General features: G+C 58.6%; 16 protein-coding genes. 7 read left to right on the forward strand and 9 right to left on the reverse strand.

The window, feature by feature from the left end:
* The first annotated feature begins 74 nt into the window (after positions 1-74).
* Both DDY07_RS08155 and DDY07_RS08160 read left to right on the forward strand, forming a co-directional pair.
* Positions 75-908, forward strand: coding sequence for a hypothetical protein (locus DDY07_RS08155; protein ID WP_171695519.1), 834 nt, complete (start codon positions 75-77; stop codon positions 906-908).
* Between the two features lie 192 nt (positions 909-1100).
* The gene (locus DDY07_RS08160) at positions 1101-3302 is read left to right on the forward strand and encodes a cytochrome-c peroxidase (protein WP_171695520.1); all 2202 of its coding nucleotides are present in this window, start codon (positions 1101-1103) and stop codon (positions 3300-3302) included.
* Positions 3303-3555: 253 nt separating this feature from the next.
* Here DDY07_RS08160 and DDY07_RS08165 read toward each other — a convergent pair whose 3' ends face one another.
* The 8 genes from DDY07_RS08165 to DDY07_RS08205 form a co-directional block, all read right to left on the reverse strand.
* On the reverse strand, positions 3556-4677 hold the full coding sequence (locus DDY07_RS08165; RefSeq protein WP_171695521.1) for an XdhC family protein: 1122 nt from the start codon (positions 4675-4677) through the stop codon (positions 3556-3558).
* Between the two features lie 292 nt (positions 4678-4969).
* On the reverse strand, positions 4970-5770 hold the full coding sequence (locus DDY07_RS08170) for a 2,3-dihydro-2,3-dihydroxybenzoate dehydrogenase (protein ID WP_171695522.1): 801 nt from the start codon (positions 5768-5770) through the stop codon (positions 4970-4972).
* The gene (locus tag DDY07_RS23865) at positions 5767-7830 is read right to left on the reverse strand and encodes an MFS transporter (RefSeq protein WP_216614725.1); all 2064 of its coding nucleotides are present in this window, start codon (positions 7828-7830) and stop codon (positions 5767-5769) included. The genes DDY07_RS08170 and DDY07_RS23865 overlap by 4 nt, the downstream gene beginning before the upstream one ends.
* Positions 7830-8813 carry an iron chelate uptake ABC transporter family permease subunit gene (locus tag DDY07_RS08185; protein ID WP_171695523.1) on the reverse strand — a complete coding sequence of 328 codons (984 nt, stop codon included), beginning with the start codon at positions 8811-8813 and terminating at the stop codon, positions 7830-7832. The genes DDY07_RS23865 and DDY07_RS08185 overlap by 1 nt, the downstream gene beginning before the upstream one ends.
* Complete coding sequence (locus DDY07_RS08190; protein WP_171695524.1) at positions 8810-9832, reverse strand: iron ABC transporter permease; 1023 nt, start codon at positions 9830-9832, stop codon at positions 8810-8812. The genes DDY07_RS08185 and DDY07_RS08190 overlap by 4 nt, the downstream gene beginning before the upstream one ends.
* Complete coding sequence (locus DDY07_RS08195; RefSeq protein WP_171695525.1) at positions 9829-10767, reverse strand: ABC transporter substrate-binding protein; 939 nt, start codon at positions 10765-10767, stop codon at positions 9829-9831. The genes DDY07_RS08190 and DDY07_RS08195 overlap by 4 nt, the downstream gene beginning before the upstream one ends.
* Positions 10764-11564: a siderophore-interacting protein gene (locus DDY07_RS08200; RefSeq protein ID WP_171695526.1), complete on the reverse strand. Its 801-nt coding sequence runs from the start codon at positions 11562-11564 to the stop codon at positions 10764-10766. Before DDY07_RS08200 ends, DDY07_RS08195 begins: the two co-directional genes overlap by 4 nt.
* A 118-nt stretch (positions 11565-11682) precedes the next feature.
* The gene (locus tag DDY07_RS08205) at positions 11683-12663 is read right to left on the reverse strand and encodes a helix-turn-helix transcriptional regulator (protein WP_171695527.1); all 981 of its coding nucleotides are present in this window, start codon (positions 12661-12663) and stop codon (positions 11683-11685) included.
* Between the two features lie 157 nt (positions 12664-12820).
* Between DDY07_RS08205 and DDY07_RS08210 the strand changes: the two genes are divergently transcribed.
* From DDY07_RS08210 to DDY07_RS08230, 5 genes are read left to right on the forward strand one after another with little or no spacing between them, the layout of a single operon-like run.
* The gene (locus tag DDY07_RS08210; RefSeq protein ID WP_171695528.1) at positions 12821-14794 is read left to right on the forward strand and encodes a TonB-dependent receptor; all 1974 of its coding nucleotides are present in this window, start codon (positions 12821-12823) and stop codon (positions 14792-14794) included.
* A 6-nt stretch (positions 14795-14800) separates the two neighbouring features.
* Positions 14801-16024 carry an isochorismate synthase gene (locus DDY07_RS08215; protein ID WP_171695529.1) on the forward strand — a complete coding sequence of 408 codons (1224 nt, stop codon included), beginning with the start codon at positions 14801-14803 and terminating at the stop codon, positions 16022-16024.
* Positions 16021-17658 carry a (2,3-dihydroxybenzoyl)adenylate synthase gene (locus tag DDY07_RS08220; RefSeq protein ID WP_171695530.1) on the forward strand — a complete coding sequence of 546 codons (1638 nt, stop codon included), beginning with the start codon at positions 16021-16023 and terminating at the stop codon, positions 17656-17658. Before DDY07_RS08215 ends, DDY07_RS08220 begins: the two co-directional genes overlap by 4 nt.
* Complete coding sequence (locus DDY07_RS08225; RefSeq protein ID WP_171695531.1) at positions 17655-18530, forward strand: isochorismatase family protein; 876 nt, start codon at positions 17655-17657, stop codon at positions 18528-18530. Before DDY07_RS08220 ends, DDY07_RS08225 begins: the two co-directional genes overlap by 4 nt.
* Positions 18527-19789: a condensation domain-containing protein gene (locus tag DDY07_RS08230; protein WP_171695532.1), complete on the forward strand. Its 1263-nt coding sequence runs from the start codon at positions 18527-18529 to the stop codon at positions 19787-19789. Before DDY07_RS08225 ends, DDY07_RS08230 begins: the two co-directional genes overlap by 4 nt.
* Before the next feature lie 48 nt (positions 19790-19837).
* Here DDY07_RS08230 and DDY07_RS08235 read toward each other — a convergent pair whose 3' ends face one another.
* On the reverse strand, positions 19838-20977 hold the full coding sequence (locus tag DDY07_RS08235) for an XdhC family protein (protein ID WP_171695533.1): 1140 nt from the start codon (positions 20975-20977) through the stop codon (positions 19838-19840).
* Positions 20978-20982 lie beyond the last annotated feature (5 nt).

Below are 20982 nucleotides of genomic sequence, written 5' to 3' on the forward strand. Positions count from 1 at the left end.
ATCCAAATTAAACAGCAACTTAAATCTACCACAATCGTAAACAACGATGTGGTAGATATTGGAGACACTCAAAAATGAACATCGATTTACAAACTATTTTTAAAATCACCCTATCCTCCGCCGCGCTAACCCTTGCCGTTGCTCAACCTGCTGCGGCGGCTTGGTCAGGTGCCGATAACACTCTCGAGCTGGGCACCAGCATCTCAAACCCCAGTTTTAATTCCAGCAATTTGGGCTTCGCGGGCAATCCGTCTCTGTCCAATGATGGCTGGGGCATGCAAGGGGCATTTACCAACTTTTATTTAAGCTCATCAGCCCAATCCGTGACTGTCGACGCGCGTTCGTCCGCGGCAAACTTTCCGGCTTTTTCAATTTTCAGAACCAATGTGGCTTATTCGGGTGAAACGGTCGGCGTCGATACACCGGCCGAGCTAACCGGCCAAATTCACAAATTTAACTCGGTCGGCCAAGCCGGCGATCCAGGCATAATGTGGGCAACCGGCGCGGACGGCATTGTCGAAACCCTGGGCTACGTCAGCTCCTCAAGCAAAAACTACGTTAACTCTTTCGGCGGTGTCATCGACTCCGGCGCCCACGATGTCAGTATCGACGACCTGTATGAAACCGGCGTATCCGGCACTATAGGCGTCACCGGCAACCCTGCTTTTGCCAACACCAAAAGATTCGCGACCTTGACGCTGAACGACTTGCAAGCTGGCTGGTATGCCGTGTTCGTCGGCGGTGCAGACGTCCTCGGAAGCAGTGCCGGCATCTCTTTGAACATTTCCGCGTCGGCCGCCCCTTCTACCTACACGCCAGCGGCGGTGCCAGTACCCTCCGCTGTATGGCTGTTCGGTACGGCACTGGCCGGCTTTATAGGCAGAGGCAAACGCAACGCTAAAGCGTAAGCCAACACCCAGCACATAAGCCGATGTTCCGATAAAAAAGGAAGTTTGGCGAGGGACTTCGCCAAAGGAATAAAGGATGGCCGATAAATTACGCTTTGTGGTTTATCGGCCTTTTTTATAGCTTGAGCCCGCTGATGCGGGCGTTTTGGCCGTATTTGTTGCCAACCAACCATTTCTCAGTGGAGTTTCACCATGACATTGTTTCGTCATAGCCAATTAGCGATTGTTTTAGCCGGAGGTGTACTGCTCAGTTTCAGCGCCGCCGCGGTCGAATTGGCACTAGGGCCCATGCCGATAAGCCTGAAGCATTTGCCCGTTCCGCCTGTTCCCGGCCTACTGGACGGCCCGGACCCTATTGTCGTCAACAAGAACGCCGCGATTGCCTTGGGCAAAGCGCTGTTCTGGGATACTAACGTGGGTAGCGACGGCATGGCCTGTGCGTCCTGCCACTTTCACGCCGGCGCCGACGGCAGAGTAAAAAATCAGCTTGCTCCGGGCGGCCAATCCAGCCCCTTAAGCGATCAAACATTCAGCAATGCCATGACGGGTGGGTCTTTGGGACCCAATCATACCCTCAGCATTGGCGACTTTCCGCTACATCAAAGGGAAGATCCATTCCAAGAGCATTCCGCGATCCTCTATGACACTGACAATGTAGTCGGTTCGTCCGGTACTTTCGGTGGTGAATTCAGAGCAGTGGACCGCTACACAGCGCCTAACGACACCTGCAGCCGCAGCGTCGACAGCCTGTTTCATGCCGGCGCGGTCGGCACCCGCAAAGTAACGCCACGCAATGCGCCCAGCGTGATCAATGCGGTGTTTAATCATCGCAATTTTTGGGACGGCCGCGCCAACAATGTGTTTAACGGCAGCAGTCCTTGGGGCGACCGAGATCCCGACGCCGGCGTCTGGGTAAAACAGAACGCCACGACGCTAATTAAGCAGCGCCTGCATTTAATCAATTCCTCGCTGGCGTCATTAGCGGTAGCTCCGCCACAAAACACTACCGAAATGGCCTGCCGCAACCGGACCTTGATGGAACTCGGTAGAAAGCTGCTGTTACGCCGCCCGTTGCAAAACCAAAAAGTACATCCTGAAGACAGTGTATTGGGACCTTACAGCCTCAATAGCAAACCCGGCATGAACACTCTGTATAAGCTGCTGATCATGCAGGCATTCAATCCAAAATACTGGTCGTACAGCGGTAACCCGCCAATTCCGGCCCCCAAAGGGTTTGCGCCCTATAATCAAACCGAAGCCAACTTTGGCATGTTCTTTGGCCTGGCCATCCAACTCTATGAAAGCACATTGATTTCGGACGAATCGCCCTTCGACAACAGCGCCCGCGACGCCGGCAATCAACCCATGGAACTCAGCGCGTCGGAATTGAACGGCTTAAAACAATTCAGAAAAAATCAGTGCGCGCTCTGCCATTTAGGACCCAACTTCAGCGCGGCATCGATCAACGCCAATGCGGCCATTGCCAAAACTCATCCGGAAGCCTTCGGTGAACCGACTTTCTTCATCAGCGCATCCACCAATGTGGTCAATCGCATACCATTGCTTATCAAAAACGCCCCAGTCACCGCATTTTTCGATACCGGCTTTTCTTCTACAGGCGTCACCGAAGAAACGGCTGATATTGGCGCAGGCGGCGTCGACGACTTTGGTAACCCGCTATCGTTCAGTAAGCAATATTTACAGCATTTGGCGGGCAATAATGCCGCTGTACTGGATGAAGATGTCACTAAAGTGAGAGCCTGCGATTTTCAGGAAGCCCTTGCTCTAAATATCAAACTGCCTTATTCGCTGCCGAGCTTGTTTACCATCACCGACGGCATAAGACCCCAACCACAAAGTACGGAGAACTGTTTCCTGCCCGCAAACAATGCCTTTTTGCCCACGACAGCTGCCGCTTTAGCGGAGTTGAACAAGCCCAATACCCGGAAAATGGTAGCGTCTGTCGACTCGACATTTAAAATCCCCTCGCTACGCAATATCGAGTTAACCGGACCATACATGCACAACGGCAGCATGGCTACGCTGGAACAAGCGATCGAATTTTATTCGCGAGGCGGAAATTTTGCCTACGACAGCAAACAAGTTACTCGGGTATTTCCGCAGCCCAATCTACAACTGGATGCGCAAAACCGCGCCGACCTGATCGCCTTCCTGAAAACCTTGACCGATGAAAGAGTCCGCTACGAAAAAGCCCCCTTTGATCACCCCGAAATCAAAATACCCCACGGCCATGTTGGCGTGGAGCAGACAGTAAGCGGCGGTAATCCGCTGGGAGCCGTTCTGGGTAAAGATGAATTTCTGACCATTGACGCGGTTGGCGCCCAAGGCAATGCATCGCCCATACAGCCTTTCGAAGCGTATTTGGCACCCTAACGCGGTTTAAATTGCAGCCCACAGTCACCGGCTAAGGCCGGTGACTTGCAAACCATGCAAGGCTGAAAAGTGAATAACAGCGCCTTAGCTAAGTCACAACGTTATGTATGGCAAGAAATCTTGCAAGCACCGGCTTCTGAAAAGGGGGATTCCTAGAAAATAGCCCCTATTTATCGGCAAAAAGCCGCGATAAATCATTCCCGTAATTTGTCCACGCTCAGCGCTGAGGCATTCTCAGTCGCCGGCATGCACATTATCCAGGGCTGCAGACATGCTTGATCGCGACTACGTCATTGCCTAGTTGCAAGCCGCTACGGCCGTTAAGCTGGGCCTGAATGCCGGCCACGATGGACAAGGCAATCTCTTCCGGGGTTTGCGCGCCTATATCCAGTCCTACAGGGCCGAATACCCGTTCGGCTATCAACGCGGCATCATCGCCCAAGCTGTGCAACAGCCGTTGTTTGCGATGCGCCGGACCCAGCAGACCGATAAACGCCGCCCGACAGTGGACGATGGCTTGCAGAAAGCGTTGGTCGTATTCGATGTTGTGGGTCATCAGCATAATGGCGTTGAAGCGATGCAAATCCAGCTGATCCGCCACCTGTTCCGGGGTCAGATGCAATAATTGATCGGCTAAAGGAAAGCGCTCGGGCTTGATATGCGCGGGCCGGTGATCGACCAAGGTCACGCGCCACCCCAGGGATTTGGCACAATTCACCAGCGGTATTGCGTCGGCCCCAGCGCCGAACATCAGCAACTGCCAAGGCGGTTGCACCGGATCGTAAAAGACTTTGATGTCCAGGCCGTCAAGCGGATGAGTTTCGATGCGCGGTTTTTGTTGCAAGGCCGTTTGCAGCGCCGCTGTGGCGGAGGGGAACGGCGCGCTGGATAATATCGGCTGTTCCCCGACAATGGCGGCCGGCAAGAACTGGCTGCGCCCTGCCGGAAAATCCGCATGCGCGGACTCGAACACCGTAACCAATACTCCATGCGCTTGCGCTTCGGCGGCTTCGACCAGCAGATTCAAGGGACTAAATTCTTGCTCAGCTTCTAATAACTGCAAGAAAACCCGAACAGCGCCGTTACAACCCAGACCCAAACCCCAAATCGCATCTTCGCCGGAACGCATATCGTAAAACAAGGTTTTGGCATGGCCGGTTTCGAACACCGATCCGGCCTGCTCCACCAAATCCCGCTCAAAGCATCCACCGCCCAGCAAACCGACCAACTCCCCGGTTTGGGTAATCAGCATGCGTGCGCCGGCCTTTTGGTAAGTCGAGCCGAAGGTTTCGATAATGGTCGCTAGCACGCTGTCCTGCCGGTCGCGTTGCAATTGCCTATAGGCTTCGAGCAGATGATTGATGTTATGGGCCATGATTTACTCGCTTGCGGGTGTGCCGGCGATTGTAAGCCATATCAACTCCAGCTCAAATCGGTACGCAATAACGGCAATTGCCGGATCCGCACACCGGTGGCGGCGAAGATCGCATTGCACACCACCGGCGTCATTTTCTCGGTTTATATTCAGGTTAAACAGCTTCGCTCATATCGGACATTCGTAGCCATCAGCATCGGGACCGCCATACCACTTTACGCGCAGACGAACCGCTCGAGTTTCAAACTTCTTACGGGCAATTCATCGTGGCCACACGCGGGCTATTTTGCCGTTAACCTAACGTCGCCCCACCATCGATCACTAAATCCTGAAGGGTGATATGTCCGGCTCGATCCGACAACAGAAACGCCACGGCGTGAGCTATATCGTCCGGTTGGGCCAGTTTGCCGAGCGGAATCCCCAGCCGATGTTGCGCCAAGCATCCTTCGATGACTTGCGCGGCGCTACCGGCACCGGCGCGCCAGAAGCGGCGCTGCATGTCGGTTTCGGTCGAGCCCGGCGACACCAGATTGCAACGAATGCCGTATTCCGCCAGTTCCAAGCCCAAACAGCGGGTGAATTGCGCGGCGGCTGCCTTGGATGCAGCGTAGGCCGCCATACCGGTCCGCGGCGTCGATGCGGCATTGGAACCAACGGTCACGATAGCCCCGCGCCGCCGCTCGCGCATCCGACGAGCTACCGCGCGGCTTAGCGCAAATACGCCATGACAGTTTACGGCAAAGCTTTCCAGCCAGTCCTCGTCACTGGCATCCACTCCATGACCGGGAAGTAGCACGCCGGCGACATTCACCAGATAGTCGATTTCGCCGATTTTGGCCTCGACTCCAGCGACTGCGGATTCCAGGCCGGCACGATCGCGTAAATCCAGCGCCAGCGGATATAGCCCCGGCATTGACTGGCAAACCTCACGCAAAGCGTCGATATCGATGTCTGCCGCAACCACGGTCAAGCCCTCGCCGGCCAACACGGTGGCTACCGCCTGGCCGATGCCGCGCGCGGCACCACTTACCAGTGCAACGCCGGGGCGCGAACCGAATCCGGCGCTAGGTGACGACTGTCTTGCCGGTTTCATGATTCGGCCGTGGGAACCGGCGTAAGATGATCCACCGTCGTTGTCGATGCCCCCTGCGACGCGCCGAAGCGGTGTAAGCCGGCCAGCAAGCACAAGCTCACGCAGGTGACACCTGCCGCCAGCCAGCCGACGCGTTCAAAATGCTGCAATACGGCACCATCCCCGCCGGTCATCAAGCCCGCGCACCAGGCTGCTAAACCGGATGCGGCCTCGGTGCTCGCGGTATTGACGGCCATGTAGCGGCCCCGCAACGGTGGCGGCACTCTGCCAATCAGCCAAACCGAGGCCGGAATAGCCCGAGTGGAGGTTAAAGCCATAAACAACACAAACACCAGCGTCGTTTGCCATAACGGCCCCGGTTGTAACTGAGTCAACCACAGATACGGAATGATGCTGGCGACCATCAATACAGCCAGAATCCCGGCGGCACCGAAACGATCCACCGCACGGCCAATAGCGCGCGCCACAACGAAAGTCGCCAATCCGGCGCAAAGATAAATCCAGGACAAATCACGTAAATCAACACCCAATGTGCCGTTCAAATGCGCGCCCAGATAAGGCACGATCAGAAAACCGGCAAAAACGATGCAAAAGCTCAACACCCAACCCAAGGCCAGTGCCGGCGAACGCAAACTCCCGCGCCCGGCACCGACACTAACTGGTGACAGGGGTAAGGCCCGGTACAGTCTTAGCCACCACAAGGCAGACAGTGCCGCAACCACTAAAAAAGGAATTCTCCAGCCGCCCAACGCCGCCAATCCCAAGCCCGAGGGTACACCGATCACGGCACACACACCGAAGGCTGACATAATGGTACCGATGGCCTGGCCGCGGCGCTCGGGCTCGATGTGGTCGGCTATCATCGCCATCATGGTTGCGTTCATCAACCCGGCGCAAGCGCCCGCCAACGCCCGCGCGATCAGCAATTCGCCGAATTGCCCCGCAAGACCGCAAGCCAGCGTGGCGACCACAAATCCGGCGTACAAGGCCAACAAGGTGCGCTTGCGGTCGCCGCGATCAATCCATCGACCACCGAGCAGACTGGTCAGCGCCGAGGCCAGCGTATAGACACCAACCAGGGATCCGAAGCGCGCCGGACCCATGTCGAAATCGCGCATCAGCGCCGCGCCCAGCGGCATCAGCACCATATAATCAAGTAAAAGGGTGAATTGAAGTACCGCAAACAACAGCACTAAACGACGCTCCGCTAGGCTAGCCGACGCTTCGGCGGACGGGCCGACCGAAGCCATGCTCACAGGCAAAGGCTGCGCTTGCGGCAACGGCAAATCGGCTGGTCTTACCGGCACGACGACAGGTGTACCGTCGGGTGCGGTCAGGATATGGCTATCGATGCCGTAAAGCTGCCGCAATAAAACCGGATTCAATACATCCACCGGGGAACCGCAGGCCGCTAGTCGGCCGTTATCCAAGGCCACCAACCAATCCGCATGGCGCGCGGCAACCAGGTCGTGCATTACCACAACCACGGTGCGACCGGCATCCGCCAACGCCCGCAACAAGGCGATCAATTCCAGCTGGTGCCCGGGATCAAGCATGCTGCCGGGTTCGTCCAGCAGCAGGACCGGCGTGGACTGGGTCAGCATCATCGCTATCCACGCGCGTTGCCGCTGCCCGCCGGAAAGTTTGTCCAACGGCTGTCCAGCCAATTCCGTCAGGTCGGTAAGACGCAAGGCCTCGCATCGAGCGGCCTCGTCTTCTGCTGACCAGCTCGCCATCCAATGCCGATGGGGGTGGCGTGCCAGCGCCAGCAAATCGTTTACCCTCAGTCCAACCGGTGCTTGCGGAAACTGCGGTAAAAAACCCACGCTACGCGCCAAGTCGGCGTTCGAGAATAGTCGCAAATCGTCTTCGCCCAGCTGAATACATCCTGAATCGGCTTGATGCAGACGAGCCAGGCAACGCAGCAAGGTGCTCTTGCCGCAGCCATTGCCGCCGACAATGGCGGTCACCCGTCCGGCCGGAATTTGCAGACTGAGGTCGCGCAATACGGGTTCCGCACCATAGCCGGCGATTACTTGGTCAACCCGAAACTCCAACATTACCCGGCTCCATAAGCTTTCGGCCGCATCAGCAACCACAATAAAAAAGGACCACCCAAAAAACCGGATACCACGCCGACGGGAACTTCGACCGGCGCGGCCGCTATGCGCCCGAGCAAGTCTGCACCCGTGACCAGTACCGCGCCGATACTGGCGGAACACCATACCGGTATGCCGCCGTCCGGCGACAATCGCTGTGCCAGCATCGGCGCGGCGAGCGCGACGAAGCCAATAGGGCCGCCGACGCCCACCGCGACACCCGCCAGCGCGGCGGCCAGCATCAGCACGGTAAAGCGCAGCTGACCTAAATTGACCCCCAAACCGCGAATACTGTCGTCGTGCAGACATAACAACGCCAAAGCGCGGGAAATGACCCAACAGACTGTCAGCAAGATGCCGAGCAGCGCCGCAGCCACCGTGACCACAGGCCAGGCGCGTCCGGCTAAACTACCCACACTAAACGCATACAGACCGGTGGCATGGAAGATGGGCAATGTCGCCAAGGCAATGTCAAAGCCGGCGCGCAGTAAACTGGCAATGCCCAGCCCGACCACGAGGACCCGGTAACCCCGCGTACCCACGCCGCCGGCGGCCAGCAAGGTGAATACAGCGGTTATCAGCGCACCCGCCACCGCACACCACCACGGGCCCAACAAACCGGACGGATTTAGAATCAAACTCAGGGCCAACGCCAGTAACGCACCGTCGTTGATTCCCAAAACATCGGGACTGGCCAAGCGATTGCGCGTCAAGTTTTGCAATAGGGCGCCGGCGGCGCCGAGCCCGATGCCAACCACGAGTGCCGCACATAAGCGCGGCAAGCGAAATTGCGTCACCAGCGTGAACAGCCAGTCGGACCCAGGGCCAAACAAGCCGGCATACACTTGCGATGCCGACAAGCGTGGCGTGCCGGCAACCAGCGCGGCATACGCCAGCACCAGCAATAGCGGTATCGGCGCTAGGCGGCGAACAGCCTTGGTCATCGCTCACTTCCGGCCGGCATTAAGCCCAGTGTGGCGTCGCGATTTACCATCCAGATCAGCAAGGGCGCGCCGATGCCGGCCAATACGGCGCTAACTGGAACTTCGAACGGGGCAAGCAACAAGCGCGAGCTTAAATCAGCCGACAGCATCAGCGCGGACCCCAGCAAAATAGAATAGGGAAGTTGGGAGGCGATCGTCACGCCGGCCAGCGTCCTGGCGCAATACGGAGCGATTAATCCCAAAAACGGAATAGGACCAGCGAGTGCTACGCTTGTGCCGGTCAACAGTGCCACGACCGTCACCGCCCCCACCCTAGCCGGAGCGGGTCCCTGCCCAAGCGCGCGCGCCAAATCATCGCCCAAGGCCAGCGCCGATAACGGGCGCACCAGCGCCATGGCCGCCGTCAGACCGACGCCTATCAGCACCAGACCGGGCCAAAGTAATCCGGCATGCGGATGGGCTAAGGAACCCAACAACCAAAACCGATAACGATCCAGATAGGCGGTGCTGACCAAGGCCAGCCACGCCGTCAGACTATGGCAGGTGGCGGTGAGCGCCAATCCGGCCAACACCAGCCGTAAAGGCGATGTCTGGCCGCCGCCGGCACGCGCCAACAGCAACACCAAAAGACTGCCCAAGCTTGCCCCACCCAGGGCCCAGCCGATCTGCGCAGCAGGACTTTGCCCGGCAAACCAAGCGATACCGAGTGCCACCCCAAGTGCGGCGCCACTGTTGACACCCAACAACCCGGTTTCAGCGAGTGGATTGCGCGTGACGGTCTGCAACAAAACCCCGGCTGCGCCCAATGCCGCACCCAGGGCCAAGGCCTTAAGCAGGCGGGGCAGCCGCAATTCGCCCAATACCAGATCGACATGGGCGTCGCCGGACGCCCCTAGCAGCCAATGCAGACTGTCTTGCCAGCCGACACCACCTGCGCCAAAGCTTAACGATGCGAAGGCCAACAACAGCACGGAAAGTGGCAGCAAAACACCTAAAAGGGCGGCTTTAGGCGCCTTCACGATCCGCTCTCCACCGCGTCAAATGCCGATACCACATCTTCAAGGAGCGTTTTGGCAGCCAGCGGACCACCGATGACCGTCCATAAAGCCGCATCCACTTCGCGCACTCGATGCAGCCGCGCTGCCCGCAATTCCGCAAAAGCCGGTTCGTCTCGCAAGGCAGCGACGCCGTGCGGATCCGGTGCAAAATTACCGATGAACAACCAATCGCCGTCGATATCGGCCAATACTTCCCGGCTTAACGGCGCTCCATGTCCGGCACCGGGTTGACGTTGGGCAGGAGGCCGAGTCAAACCCAAATCTGTCAGAACCCGCCCGGCAAACGCATCGCCCAGCATATACATGGGGCCGTTAGGCGTAAGTCTGACAATGCTCACCGATTCACCCCAGTGCGCTTTCAGTTGCTCTCGCAGGCGGGCAGCCAGCGTACGATACTCTTCGAGTACTTGCGAACCGGCCTGCTGCCGACCCACCGCATCCGCAATACGCCTCACGCTGTCTTGCCAGTGTTCACCAGGATAAAAGCTGACTACGGTCGGCGCAATCGCGCGTAGTTGCTCCAGGAATGCAGGATCGCTCTGACCGCCGGCCAAGATCAAATCCGGGCGTAGCGCGACGATGCGGTCCAAAGACGGCTGGGCGAAATCACCTACGCTGTCTATCCCATTCACCCGTCCCCCCAAATAGCGCGGCGGGTGCTGGCTGCCGCGACCGTTGCTGGCACCGACAGGCCGGAGACCAAGCGCCAGCGCGGCATCCAAATCCAACTCGCTCAACGCCACCACACGTTGCGCCGCTTGTGGCACGCTTACCGGTCGGCCGATGGCATCGATTAACTCACGAGCCCCCTGTTCCGGCGTAGCCGGCGGTGGGCCATCGCATGCTGCCAATATTAATATCAGCACAATCCTTACCCTAAACATAGGTCTTTTCATGTATTCCCATCCATGCAGCGGTGCCGCTCGTCGTGGTAATCCTCTTCACTCCAACCCCGACACCAATAGGGCACTGTATAAAGAGACGCGGGGGATAAACCTCGTTCGCGCAGCAGGTATTGGCGAATGGCGAGCACAGAGGCACTCTCGCCGGCTATCGTCGCGAATACCCGTGCCTCCGCCGGCCAACGGATTTGGCGGACGGCGCCCGTCAGCGGGCTCGAAGCGCGCGCATGCAGCCACTGCAACTGCACGCCCGGCGGATACTGCAACGCCAGTTGATCCGCCGCGTCAGGCACTTCGATCAAGGCTGCTCCGCTTGCCTTGGCCGGTAGGGTTTCCAGTACCGCCGCGATAGCCGGCAGGGCGGTTAAATCGCCGGCCAACAAATGAAAATCGGCCGCGGCACTCGACAACGGGGGACCGCCCACGCCGGCAAGACCGATAATGTCGCCGATTGCGGCACGGATGGCCCAGCGCGAACCGGGACCGTCGTCGCCGTGCAGCACGAAATCGACATCAAGCAAATTCTCGGCAAAATCGACGCGGCGCAGGCTATAGGCTCGCGCTACGGACCGGAAGCCGTCCGGCCACTGCGCGTCGTCGGTCGAGTTCGCGCCTGAAACAGGTAGCAGCAATTTGAGATGCGCGCCTGGCCCAGCATGAACGATGTCTTGCAAGGCCTCGCCGTGAAAACGGATTCGGCGTAAACGCGGACCCAAACTGAGTGTTTCCCGTACAGTTAAGCGCTGAGGGATGCGGGTAGACCGGCTACGATGCGTACTAAGGGTCGTCATGCAAAAAATCGAGTGGTTAAGCTGACGTGGGATTATACGGTCGGCCACGGGCTAACTGGGACGCGGGGCCGTGGATTGAACGGCTGGCAAAACAGCATGCATTTTTTGCAAAGATAGCTTAACAACGAGCGCGCAAGCTGCCAGGGGGAGTGCCAAATTGGCGCCGGAAAGCCGTTGCGAAGTTGCCGGCGTTGGTGTAACCGGCCAAATGCGCCGCTTCGCTGACGCTGACACCGTCGCATTCCAATGCGTGGCGCGCATGATCCAGCAGCCGGCGACGCTGATACGCGAACACACTACTGCCGGTGTATTGGCGAAAGTAGCGCTGCAGGGTACTGGGACTCATGCCGATGTGCTCGGCCAAGGCCTGCATCGACCAGCCGTCGCCCTCTCCGCTATCGAGAAAGGCGCAAAATTCGGCCAATCGCCGCCGTTCGCGCGGCCTAAGCACGCACTCCGGCTCCCGGTGGCCGTCCGTCAGCGCCCCCAAGGACTCGGCGGCAATATCCAAGCAGCGACTTTCCAAGCATAGGCTCATCAGCGGCGTGCCGGAGGCGCACAATTCGAACACGCTAGCCGCCAAAGTCCGCAAGCGCGCAGACAATCGCCACTGCTGTGCCGCCAGATGGGTACCGCGCAAGTGGTTCAGCCCCGGGTGTGCGGATAGTACGTGTTCGTGCTCGGCCAGCCAGCGGGTACCAAACGCCAAACTCACCACCTTCCGCCGCGCGCCGCGCCGCAACTGACGGGAAAAGCACTCGCGCCGACTTAAAGCGACGACCAGTCCGCGACGATCGCCGCCTGCGCCTAACAAAAAACGTTGATCGCCGTAGCTTACATCGGCTTCGCCAGCCAGCGGCAACACGATCAACAGCCCCGGCTGCAACGTTCCCGTCACTTCCATATCGAGTTCGTCTCGCACATCTGAGGCGTACAGCGACAAATCCGGCTGCAGCTGAAACTCCCGCAGCCGACCACTGACTATCGGGGAGCCGCTGGGAGCCAAGGATACAGCCGCACCTCCAGGGGTGCTTAGACCCGGTCGCGACAGGGCCGAGCAGTCGATCTTGGATGAGGTGATAGTTGATAGCCGATTCATAGGATTTTGCCCGAGTGATTCATGAATGATGTTCCAAGCCGTCATCTGCGCGGCCCGCAAAGGAATCCGGTTCCCCCGCAAACGCACGTATTTGCTTTGAGTCGGATAATAGCAGCCACTAATGTTAATGTAAATCATTCTTATTTGAAGACCAATCATGAAAACCAGCTCCCCTGTCGGTTCGAAACTTACCCTCCCCTTAACTTTCTTTTTACTCGCGGCAACCGAATACTCGGTGGCCGGCTCAAATGAAACGGACACGGATAAGACTGTCGTCATGGACACGATTAACGTGACCGGTAAAGCGGTCAAAACTGATAAAGACACCGAAACGGTGGAAGACACACCCTCGACGTCGATCAAGGATGTATTCGAAAAAAATATCTCGGTCGGCGTCGGCGGCCCTACCGCGACATCTCAAAAGGTGTTTGTCAACGGCATCGAGGAAACCAATCTCAACGTACAGATCGACGGTGCCCGGCAGGTAAACAATATATGGCATCACAACGCCAACCTGCTGATCGACCCAGGCGTGCTAAAAGCGGTCAGCGTGGATGCCGGCGTAGCAGCGGCGGACGCCGGCCCCGGCGCGCTAGGTGGCTCTTTGCGCTACGAAACCAAAGACGTCGATGACATGTTGCAGCCCGGACGGGATTACGGTGCGTTTTTAAGCGGCGGCTTCGCCAGCAACCTAGACACCTTTACCAAATCCGGCGCTGCCTACGGGCGGTATCGCGATGTCGAAGCCATGGGCTATGCCTCGCACGCCGAAGGCGGCAACTACGACGCCGGCAATGGTGATCCAGTCCAGGGCACCGGCACCAACCTGCTGAGCGCTTTAGGGAAACTAGCCTACACCGCGGAGGGCGGACACCGTTTCGAAGCCTCGGCTCAGCATCTTTCGGACGACGAAATTCGACCGTTCCGCGCCAATTTCGCCGCAGTGCGTGGTCAGACCTTATTGTCGGAAAATATCTTCAACCGCAATACCGCCAACTTCAAGTACAGCACCCGGCAGCCGAGCAAGTTTTACGATCCGGAGGTACGTTTTTACTATAACGATACCTCGCTTTCCCGACCGAATCGGAACGGCGGATTTCGTCCCGGCTATTTCGATTCCACCATCGAAAGCTTCGGGGCGACGGCGTTGAACCGCGTCAAAACGCCGTTGGGCGAACTCAGCGCCGGCATGGATTTTTATCAGGATCGGGCGCTAACCGATAACTTTCGCGATGCTTCGATGACCGAAACGGCCCGAAATTTAGGCGGATTCGCGCAATTACGCGGTGAGCCCGCCGACTGGCTCAAATTTTCCGGCGGCGTCCGTCTTGATTCTCAGGAATTCGAATCGGTAGACCGGAAACTGTTCGACAATACCGGCGCCAGCCCCAACGTGTCTATCGGCATCACGCCCTTGCCGGACTTGACGCTGAACGGCAGTTATTCCTATGTCTTCGGCGGCATCCAGCTGGCCGAAGCGGCACTCTTCCACACCATGCCGTATTCGGCTTATTCCGCCGATCTTGCAGCGCAACGCTCAACCAACGCCAAAGCCGGGCTCAGTTACCGCTTGGCAAGCGTTAAGTTTGAGGGCGAAGTGTTTTCGACCCGAATCCAAAATACGCCGGCATATCAAGAGGGCGACGACAGTTTCGTCCGGGTTAACGGCCCGGCAGTCAAGACCGAAGGTTTGAATCTAGGCGTAGGCTATCAACGCGCAAATGCCGATTTCGGCGCGCATTACACCAATACCGAAGTCAGCTACGATCATTCTCAACTCGGCACACTGGCATTCTACTTAGGCTCGCCCGTCGGCGAAATCATCAAGCTGCACGCCGCCTATGCGTGGCCGGAACTAGGTATAAAAACCGGGGTAAGTTCGGAAATCGCCCTGAAGTACCGCTTCGCACAGGATTCGGGCAATCGCGATCTCAACGGCTATCACACCTACAACGTATTTGCCCAATGGCAGCCGAATTTTTACCGCGGCCTGACGCTGCGCGCTGAAGTCAACAATCTCACCGATGAAGACTATACCGATCGCTACACCGCCGGTACGGCAGTCGGATTCATTACGCCGCTGCAAAATCCCGGTCGTAGCGTACTAGTTTCAACCAGACTGGAGTTCTGAATCCCTATGTATACCGACACGAGTCAGTTATTTTCCGTAAACGCCGCCACGACCGAACGGATAGGTAACGAGCAGCCCACGGCAATTGAGCTGCTGCATCGCTATGGCGCCGGCTCCAGTTTTTTCTTGGGCTCTCCCGAGCGTACCCTGCTTGGTAGCGGCATCCGGGCTCGGTTAACCCGCCGTCCCGGAGAGCCGACAGCCGACGCTCTGCAACGTTTGTTCGCCGATGTTGGGCAAAAAGACGATACGCCGGCTATTGCGGTGGGCGCGCTGCCGTTTGCTCCCGAAGCCGATCCGATATTGTTTATTCCTCAGCAAATGGCAACGGCGGACCGCCTCACGCGCCACGCAATAGCCAGGACGAAAGCGACCATACCCAGTTCTGTAACTCAAGAGCGGCCAACACCGGCGGTCTATGCCCAACAGGTACAACAAGCGTTGGACTTGATACGGCAATCGGCCTTAAAAAAAGTCGTGCTGTCCCGAATGCTGGAAGTGGTGGGCGAGAGCGATGTCGATCAGGCCGGCGTGTTACGCAATCTGGCGGCACGCAATGCAGCCGGTTACACCTTTGCCGTCGATTTGCCCAATGTATCGGAAGGTGTCCGCCGCTTGATCGGTGCCAGTCCTGAATTATTGTTGCGGCGCAAAGGCACACAGGTATTGGCCAATCCAATTGCCGGTACCGAACCGCGCAGCAGCGACCCTGGCGAGGATCTGGCGCGGTCCCGCCGCTTGTTGCACTCTGCCAAGGACCGCCACGAACACGCGCTAGTGGTGGCTGCCGTAGCGGACACCTTGCGGCCCTATTGCCGCACCCTAGAGGTGCCGCCGGTTCCGGAGTTGATTGCGACGCCCCGCGTCTGGCATCTTTCCACTCGGATCTGCGGACAATTAAGCCACTATGCCCCCAGCTCCTTTGACTTGGCCATAGCCTTGCACCCGACACCGGCCGTATGCGGCGAACCACGCGATCTGGCTCGCCAAGCCATTGAGCAATTGGAAGACTTTGATCGCGGCCTGTTCACCGGCCTGGTGGGCTGGTGCGACGCCAACGGCGACGGTGAATGGGCAGTGACGATACGTTGCGCGGAAATCGAAGCCAATCGCGCCAAGCTATTCGCCGGCGCCGGCATCGTCGCGGATTCCGAACCTTGGCGGGAAGTGGCCGAAACCTCGGCCAAATTTCGCACCTTGCTGGACGCACTGCAGGGGGACGGCGTATGACGGCATCCGATTTCACGCCGTGGCCGGACGAGTTGGTCAGGTCCTATCGCGAACAGGGTTGGTGGCAAAACCAAACCTTGGGCGCTTTGTTACGCGAATCGGCGCAGCGCTACGGTGAACGTATCGCGTTGGTCTGCGGCGCGCGGCGCTGGTCGTACCGCGAGCTCGACGAACGGGCCGATCAGTTGGCGACCGGGTTTGCCCAATTGGGTTTGCGCACCGGCGAACGTGTAGTGGTGCAATTACCCAACATCGCCGAGTTTTTTGCGGTGTGTTTTGGCTGTTTTCGCCTCGGTCTGATCCCGGTGCTGGCGCTGCCTGGGCATCGTCGCGCCGAAATCGCCGCGTTCTGCCAGCTGGCCGAAGCCGCCGCCTACGTGATACCGGATCGCCACGACGGATACGATTACCGCTTGCTAGCGCGGGAAACACTGGCATTGGCACCGTGTTTGCGCCACGTGATCGTGGCCGGCGCGGCGGAGGAATTCGTACCTTTGCAAAGCCTTTATGCGAAGCCGTTGGCGCTGCCGGACCAGGACCCAGCAGCGGTAGCGCTGTTACAACTTTCCGGCGGCAGTACCGGAACGCCCAAGCTGATTCCGCGCACGCACGACGATTATCTTTACAGTGTCAGGACCAGTGTGGATATTTGCGGTTTCGACGCCGCTACCGTGTATCTGGCGGCCTTGCCAGTCGCACACAACTTTCCGTTAAGTTCGCCCGGCACGCTGGGCACCTTATATTCCGGTGGCCGCATCGTGCTGTTGACTCGACCCGAGCCGGACGCAGCTTTTACGCTGATCGCCGCCGAAGCGGTCAGCCATGTAGCATTGGTGCCGTCGCTGCTTTTGGCGTGGCTGGAGCGCGCGACAAGTCTGCGTCCGCCGCTTGGCAGTCTGTGCCTGGTCCAGGTGGGCGGCGCCAGTCTGGCAGCGGAAGTCGCCGCCCGCATTAAACCGATATTCGGTTGCGCACTGCAGCAGGTATTTGGCATGGCTGAGGGTTTGGTCACTTACACTCAGCTGGACGACGATACCGATGTGGTTCTGGAAACCCAGGGCCGGCCTATGTCGCCCGGCGACGAGATCCGCATAGTCGACGACGAGGACCGAGTGCTGGCCGACGGCGAGACCGGCCATCTGCTGACCCGCGGTCCCTATACCATTCGAGGCTATTGGCGCGCCGACGAGTATAACCGCAAGGCATTTACCGTGGACGGTTTTTATCGTACCGGCGATTTGGTCAGGCGCCGCGCCGATGGCAGTTTACAGGTGATCGGCCGGAGCAAAGATCAAATCAACCGCGCGGGCGAAAAGATTGCCGCCGCAGAAGTGGAGCAGCATTTGCTCAGCCATCCGCGCGTACGCAACGCGGCACTGGTGGCTATACCGGACGAACGCCTGGGCGAACGCAGTTGCGCCTTCGTTGAATTGGCCAAGCCGGACTCAGACGAAGCGCCGGCGCGAATCGCGCTAGGGCTGAAATTGCACTTACGCGATCATTGCGGACTGGCCGCACATAAAATTCCCGACCGAATCGAATTCATCGACCGCTTACCGCTTACCGCGCCAGGCAAAATTGCGAAACCGCAGCTGCGGGCGCTGGCGCTTAACCTGACACGAACACCGACATGAGCATACCCCGCATCCCGCGATACGACCTTCCCGAACAACTACCGACCGGAAAAGCAAACTGGCGCTTGGACCCGCGCCGTGCCGTATTACTCGTGCACGACATGCAACAGTATTTTCTGGATTTTTTCGAACCATCCCAGCCGCCGATCCCGGCGCTTCTGCGCAACTGCACCGAACTGATCGCCGCCTGCCGCACTGCCGGCATGCCGGTTATGTACACTGCGCAACGCGGCGGACAGGCGCCGACCGAGCGCGGGCTGCTCAACGATTTTTGGGGGCCTGGCTTAGCGAACGATCCGGCGCTGGAACGTATTGTCGATGCTGTCGCACCCACCCCGGAAGACACGGTGTTCCCGAAGGCGCGCTACAGCGCTTTCAAGCGCAGCGACCTGGAGGCGCACCTGCGCGCGCTGGGGCGCGATCAGCTGGTGATTTGCGGCGTCTATGCCCATATTGGCTGTCTGATGACGGCGGCGGAAGCCTTCATGCTGGATATCCAAGCCTTTTTGGTTGGCGATGCGCTGGCCGATTTTTCACGCGAAGAGCACGAACAAGCCTTGCGCTATGCCGCTGGACGCTGTGCCTGCGTTCTCAGCACTCGCGATGCAATGGCCGCTTTGGAATCGCTTAGTCCCAGCCTGGACGCATTACGTCTCGAAATTGCGGAAGCGATGGCAATCAACCCGGCTCTATTGGGCGATGACGACGATCTATTGCTGATGGGTTTGGATTCGCTGGCGCTGATGACATTGATGCAGCGTTGGCGCCAACGCGGATTCGCTGCCGAGTTCGCAGAGTTGGCGCCGTTGCCGACACTGAGAGCCTGGCACGCTTTGTGGCAGGACGCCGCCGCGAAGGCAGACAGACGATGATACGCAGTCAACCCGGTCTGCCCTTAACCCAAGCACAGACAGGTGTCCTGCTTGGTCAACAACTCGCCGGCGAAGCCAGCGTCTTTTACGCCGCCGAATACACCGAACTAGACGGCCCCCTCGATTACGAATTGTTTACACAGGCCCTGCAGGCTACGTTGCGCGAAGCTGTCGCGCTGCAGGTCCGCATCGTCGAGATAGACGGGGCCTATCGGCAGCAGCGCGTCGAGCATCGCCCGCCGACTTTGGCGGTAGCGCCCGCCGAACAGCTTAGCCAGACGGCATTCATGGCCGAACTGTTCGGGCAACTACAACAAGCCTTCAATCCCGCCGCCGGCTATCTTTATGAGCATAAGCTCTATCGCCGGGGGGCTGAGCGCCACGTCTGGCTACATCGCGCGCACCACCTGCTGCTGGACGGCTACGGCTTCCAGCTCATTGCACGGCGAGTTGCCGTTTACTACGAGGCGCTGCTATCCGGCAAGCCTTTGGCAGCGGCAGCTTTTGGCACCCTGGACGCCATTTTGGAAGTCGATCAGGCCTATCAGAATTCATTTGATCGTGAGGACGACCGCCGATATTGGCTCGCCGAACTAGCCGGGTTGCAACCCAAGTCCCTGTCCCCCCATCCCACGCCCGGAATCGGCCGCGGCCGCCGATTCAGCGGGGCCTTGCCGGATGCGGTGTGCCTGAGCCTTAAGCAGCGTGCACTGGAGCTGGAATTGAGTTGGCCGGAGTTATTGATTGTCGCTTTTGCCGGCTATTTGGCGCGATACGGTTACGGTCGCGACACGGTACTGGGCCTGACTACGATGCTGCGCGCGTCGGGGGCGGTTGCCCGCACTCCGTGCAGCGCCATGAACGTCATGCCCTTGCCGTTCCGGCAGGTCGAGGAACTGGATCTAGCCAATGCGGCTCGCCGCCTGCGCCGGGATTTAGCCCGACATAGACCGCATCAACGTTACCGTTTCGAGCATTTGGAATTCGATCTGGAAGATGCCGGTTATCCGCGCGGCCTGCTCGGCACCGAGATCAATGTCATGCCGTTCGAGCCACCGTCCCATTTCGGACCCTGCCGAGCCCTCACTCATACCTTGGCGGCAGGGCCGGTGGAAGATCTGGCTGCGGTGTTCATGGCCCGAGGCGATGCTATTGTCCTTGATCTGGATGGGCGCGAGGAAAATTACGACCAGCCAACGTTGCGCAGACATTGGCTAGGCATAACCGATTATCTGGCGCAAGCGTTGGAGTCGTCTTAGTCGTCAGGCCCAGCCCGGATAACCCAAATTTAGCCTTATACTCCGGCCTCACCGAATTGACTGGGCTTGGCTATGGCTGCATTCATGCTTGATAGCGACTACGTCATAGCCTAATTGCAAGCCGCTGCGGCCGCTGAGCTGCGCATGGATGCCCGCCACGATAGACAACGCAATTTCTTCCGGCGTTTGCGCGCCTATATCCAGTCCTACCGGGCCGAATACCCGTTCGGCTATCAGCGCGGCATCGTCGCCCAGGCTGTGCAAGAGCCGCTGCTTGCGATGCGTCGGACCTAGCAGTCCGATAAACCCCGCCCGAGAGTGGACGATGGCTTGCAGAAAGCGTTGGTCGTATTCGATGTTGTGGGTCATCAGCATAATGGCGTTGAAGCGATGCAAATCCAGCTGATCCGCCACCTGTTCCGGGGTCAGATGCAATAATTGATCGGCTAAAGGAAAGCGCTCGGGCTTGATATGCGCGGGCCGGTGATCGACCAAGGTCACGCGCCACCCCAGGGATTTGGCACAATTCACCAGCGGTATTGCGTCGGCCCCAGCGCCGAACATCAGCAACTGCCAAGGCGGTTGCACCGGATCGTAAAAGACTTTGATGTCCAGGCCGTCAAGCGGATGAGTTTCGATGCGCGGTTTTTGTTGCAAGGCCGTTTGCAGCGCCGCTGTGGCGGAGGGGAACGGCGCGCTGGATAATATCGGCTGTTCCCCGACAATGGCGGCCGGCAAGAACTGGCTGCGCCCTGCCGGAAAATCCGCATGCGCGGACTCGAACACCGTAACCAATACTCCATGCGCTTGCGCTTCGGCGGCTTCGACCAGCAGATTCAAGGGACTAAATTCTTGCTCAGCTTCTAATAACTGCAAGAAAACCCGAACAGCGCCGTTACAACCCAGACCCAAACCCCAAATCGCATCTTCGCCGGAACGCATATCGTAAAACAAGGTTTTGGCATGGCCGGTTTCGAACACCGATCCGGCCTGCTCCACCAAATCCCGCTCAAAGCATCCACCGCCCAGCAAACCGACCAACTCCCCGGTTTGGGTAATCAGCATGCGTGCGCCGGCCTTTTGGTAAGTCGAGCCGAAGGTTTCGATAATGGTCGCTAGCACGCTGTCCTGCCGGTCGCGTTGCAATTGCCTATAGGCTTCGAGCAGATGATTGATGTTATGGGCCATGATTT

The sequence above is a fragment of the Methylomonas sp. ZR1 genome (assembly GCF_013141865.1).
Lineage (GTDB): Bacteria > Pseudomonadota > Gammaproteobacteria > Methylococcales > Methylomonadaceae > Methylomonas.